Annotated in this window: 3 protein-coding genes; 2 read left to right on the top strand and 1 reads right to left on the bottom strand. The window is 36.2% G+C overall.

Annotation, left to right across the window (positions count from 1 at the left end; translation table 11 throughout):
- Positions 1-184: 184 nt before the first annotated feature.
- A complete protein-coding gene (gene ade / locus E1171_RS06505; RefSeq protein ID WP_155205202.1) occupies positions 185-1,816 on the bottom strand; it encodes an adenine deaminase in 1,632 nt (543 codons plus the stop codon).
- A gap of 835 nt (positions 1,817-2,651) precedes the next feature.
- Here ade and cmk point away from each other — a divergent pair.
- Both cmk and E1171_RS06495 read left to right on the top strand, forming a co-directional pair.
- On the top strand, positions 2,652-3,347 hold the full coding sequence (cmk, locus tag E1171_RS06500; protein WP_155205201.1) for a (d)CMP kinase: 696 nt from the start codon (positions 2,652-2,654) through the stop codon (positions 3,345-3,347).
- Between the two features lie 75 nt (positions 3,348-3,422).
- Positions 3,423-4,301, top strand: a complete 879-nt coding sequence (locus tag E1171_RS06495; protein WP_155205200.1) for a 4-hydroxy-3-methylbut-2-enyl diphosphate reductase — start codon at positions 3,423-3,425, stop codon at positions 4,299-4,301.
- Positions 4,302-4,555 lie beyond the last annotated feature (254 nt).

The raw sequence follows: 4,555 nt of genomic DNA, 5'->3' as shown, positions 1-4,555 counted from the left end.
GCTTTTCAAAAGCCATTTGCAGCAAAAAGAAAAATTTTAAAAATGGTCTAAAGATTGTAAGAATTCTAGGGACAGGTTCCTCCCTATTTCTTTCTCCAAAAAATTCTTCCTGTAGGAAATAGTGATTTAATTCCCTGTTGTAGAGACGCAAGTTAATGCGTCTCTACAACAGGGAATTAAAAATTTATGAAATAAATAATGAGGTGAATTTGAAATTGTCACCATCAAAAAGTCCCAGATCACTTAATTTTGCAGAAGGGATTACTAATAGCGCCATAAAAGAAAGGGTCATAAAGGGTGATTGCAATTTACTTCCCATTTTTTTTGCCAGGCGGTCAATATCTGCATATTGTTCAGCTATCTGATAGCCATCAATTGGGGACATTAAACCTGCCACAGGTAGAGGGATTATCATTTCTTCTTCTCCATTTACGGCTGAAACTCCTCCTTTTTCTTTGATGACCATATTTACGGCTTTACAAATAGAAGCATCATCTACACCCACTGCTATTATGTTGTGGGAGTCATGGGCAACCGATCCGGCTATTGCACCCTCTTTAAAACCAAAGTTCTTGATAAAAGAAACGGCTGGTTTACGATCTTGATAACGGTTAACTACTGCTATTTTTAAGATATCTCCATCAGAGTCTGAGATGGTGAAACCGTTCTCCTTTTTTGCTAGTTTTTGTAATTCATTAGTTACCAATAAACCGTCTAATGCTTCAATAACCCTGATTTTTTCACCATTAGCTTCAACCCTAAAGTCTGTAGGTGTTTTTGGACTTGTGTTAAAATTATTAATGGTCTTATTAGGAGTTGGTTTAATTAAGGTTTTGCCATCTTTGGCCACTTGTTCACCATTAATGTAAGTCCCCAAAATGTCAAAATCTTCCGGGTTATTAATTACAATAAAATCAGCAGGATCTCCTTCCTGTAGAAGTCCAACTTCTAGCTTATAGTGTTGTACAGGGTTAAGGCATGCTGCTTGAAGAACATCAAAAAGGTCATAGCCTTTTGAAAGAGCTCTCTTTACTAAAAGGTTGATGTGCCCCTCTACCAGATTATCCGGATGTTTGTCATCCGAACAAAACATGATATTTGGAGAATAATCGGGTAAGAGATCAATTAGGGCTTCAAAGTTTTTGGCAGCACTTCCTTCACGAATAAGAATATGCATGCCATATTTTAATTTGTCAAGAGCTTCTTCCCTGGTAAAACATTCGTGATCTGTAGTAATCCCGGCAGAAGCGTACTGCTGGGCTTTTTCTCCTTTAAGTCCTGGGGCATGTCCATCAATGGGGCGTTGAAATTTTTTGGCAATAGCCAACTTTTCATATACCTCAGGATCCTTATTTAATACTCCTGGCCAGTTCATCATTTCAGCCAGATATTTAACTTCAGGATATTGAAAAAGGGCTGCAATGTCCTCAGCAGAAATGGAAGCACCGGCGGTTTCAAAGCTTGTCGCCGGAACACAAGAAGGTGCCCCAAAGTAAAATTTGAAATTAACCTGTTTTCCATTATCCATCATATATTTTACCCCTTCAATGCCGAGTACATTTCCAATTTCATGGGGGTCGGAAACCGTTGCAACAGTCCCATGAGGTACAGCCAAACGGGCAAATTCTGAAGGAACTAGCATGGAGCTTTCTATGTGCACATGAGAATCCACAAATCCAGGTAGAATGTATTGGGAATCTACTTCATCACTGGGTTCGATTTTTTTGATCATCCCGTTTTCTATATGGATTATTCCTTGATATATGGATCTGGAACGAATATCTACGATATTTCCGGAAATTTGATTTGTTTTCAATTTTGTTGATTTATGGTTTTTCTTTTGAATTTAAGTCTTCTACAATGTCACTTCTTGAGATGAACTTATTCTAAGATCTAGCCTTCATGTTTTGAAAGAAGAAAAATTCACCTAATTTTAATTCCAACTGATTAAGGTTGATTTTCCTAAATCAATTTAACATTTTTTGGTTTATCGGTCATTTAGGCCTTTTTGTTACTATATTTGAGCAAAATTAATCAACAAAGAACTTTGAGGAAGCTATTTGTATTTATTTTTAGTGTAATTCTGCTTTTTGCAATGACGTTTTCTTCCTGTAAAACAAGTAGAAGCGGATATAAAAAGAATGGAAAAATGAAAAAGGGAAAACCAATTCCTTGTCCGGTTATTGATTGCTAGGCTCATTGTATCCAGGGATTACACCTTAAATTTTTTAATTCCTTATGTAAATTCATTAGGTAATAAGGGTAGTCTGATCGCATCCCAAAATACTTAAAATTCATGAAATTGGGGTTTAAACCAGGCTTACTGAATTTTTATTTAGTATAAGTATTTTTTTGCTTCTTGTGGCTAATGTACTGATTACAAGGTGTTAAGTTTTCAAAATTGATGAGGGGACTTGGAGAGAATGAAGTTCAAGTTAATCTTGCGAACTGATTTTTTTGAAAGGTCTTAAAAAGAAGGGGATTTAGCATTAAGTTATTGACTTCAGTGAATCCAATTAACATATATAAAGATATTTAAATTCTTGTTTGTTAGTTTTCTGAGAGTTGTTTTTGGATAATAGGCGGGTAGTGTAGACTTTTTCGTTTTCTTAGCACGTCATTTAATTGATTTGAAGATCACAGTTGTTTTTATGAGGAAAATAGTAATTGCAATAGATGGATATTCGGCCTGTGGAAAGAGTTCCACCGCTAAGGAAGTGGCTAGCCGATTAGGATATGCTTACATTGATACTGGAGCCATGTATAGGGCGGTTACCCTATTTTTTCATCAAAATTATGTTAATCTTACGGATCCATTGGCTATGGATAAAGCACTTGCCCAAATTCAAATAGATTTTAAATTTAATTCAAAGAAGGAACGTAATGAGATATATCTAAATGGCTTAAATGTAGAGGATGAAATTAGGTCCATGTTTATCTCTGAACGAGTAAGTGAAGTAAGTGCTATTAAAAAGGTGCGTCAGGCAATGGTGGCCCAACAACAAAAAATGGGCAAACAAAAGGGAATTGTAATGGATGGTCGAGATATTGGAACCGTTGTTTTTCCAGCAGCTGAACTAAAAGTGTTTATGACCGCCGATTTTAAGGTGAGAGGCGAAAGGCGTCAGAAAGAATTGTTGGAGAAAGATATACTGGTTGACCTTCAGGAAGTCTTGGAAAATCTAAAGAAAAGAGACGAAATGGATTCCAATAGAACCGAGAGTCCTCTAATACAAGCCAATGATGCAATTGTGGTAGATACCACAAACCTGACTTTTGAAGATCAGGTAGGTCAAATTATTCATTTGGCAGAAGAGAAAATAAAGGGGCAAATAATTGAAAATTAAGAATTTGATGGGTTTAATGCTTACGCATAGTTTTCTTTTTATTTATCTTTAGGCCGTAAAAGCTGTATTGATCTTATGAAGGTAACCATTGATAATAATTCGGGCTATTGCTTTGGGGTGGAGTTTGCCATCCAAATGGCTGAAGATGAAATGGAGTTGGCAGACAATCTCTATTGTTTAGGGGATATCGTTCATAACGACATGGAAGTAAAGCGCCTTTATAGTAAGGGATTAAGAATTATTTCCAGAGATGAATTACAGACATTGAAGAATTGTAAGGTGTTGATCCGTGCTCACGGCGAACCACCAGAGACTTATCAAATTGCCTTAAAAAACAATATTGAGTTGATAGATGCTTCATGTCCTGTAGTTTTGAAATTACAAAACAGGGTAAAACATGCCTATGATAAAATGAAAGAGCAACATGGGCAGGTAGTGATTTATGGTAAAAAAGGCCATGCCGAAGTGATAGGGTTGACAGGTCAAACTAGAGAAGAGGCAGTGGTGGTGATGGAAGATAATGATCTTGAACAAATAGACTTTAGTCGTCCTATTACCTTATTTAGTCAGACAACAAAGAGTACCAAGGGCTTTTATGACCTGAAAAAGAAGATTGAGGAAAGAATAGTGGCACAAAAAGGCCAATTAGAGGTTTTAGATTTTAAGGCCAATGATAGTATCTGTCGGCAGGTTTCAAATAGGGAGCCTCAACTAAGCCGTTTTTCCAAGGAACATGATGTAATCATCTTTGTTAGTGGGAAAAAAAGTTCAAATGGTCGTGCCTTGTTTGGTGTTTGTAAATCCGAAAATAATAGAAGTTATTTTATTGAAAATGAACAGATGTTAGAGTCTGGTTGGTTTGAAGATTGTATGTCTGTAGGGATTTGTGGAGCAACTTCAACTCCCATGTGGTTAATGGAACAGGTAGCCAATCACATAAAACATAAGTATTAGAAATTTATTTCTTCGCGAAACTCAGGGAACAGCTTCCTGAGTTTTTTTGTATGCAAGAAAATAAGAGCTTGATCTTGATTAGATTTATTGGGGGAAAATAAATATTAGTCAAGCCTAAATTCAGAATAAATTAAGTGAGCCTGGTTTTGGTTTTTTCCCAAAATAGTGTTTCAACAACCCAAAGTCTGGAGAGTAGTTGTAAAGGGGACAAAAAAAGCGGTTTGAAATATTACGCAATAATATTGTGTAGGGTT

Source organism: Xanthovirga aplysinae (assembly GCF_009711365.1).
GTDB lineage: Bacteria > Bacteroidota > Bacteroidia > Cytophagales > Cyclobacteriaceae > Xanthovirga > Xanthovirga aplysinae.
Note: the sequence above shows the minus strand (reverse complement) of the source record. Positions and strands in the feature narration are given on the sequence as shown.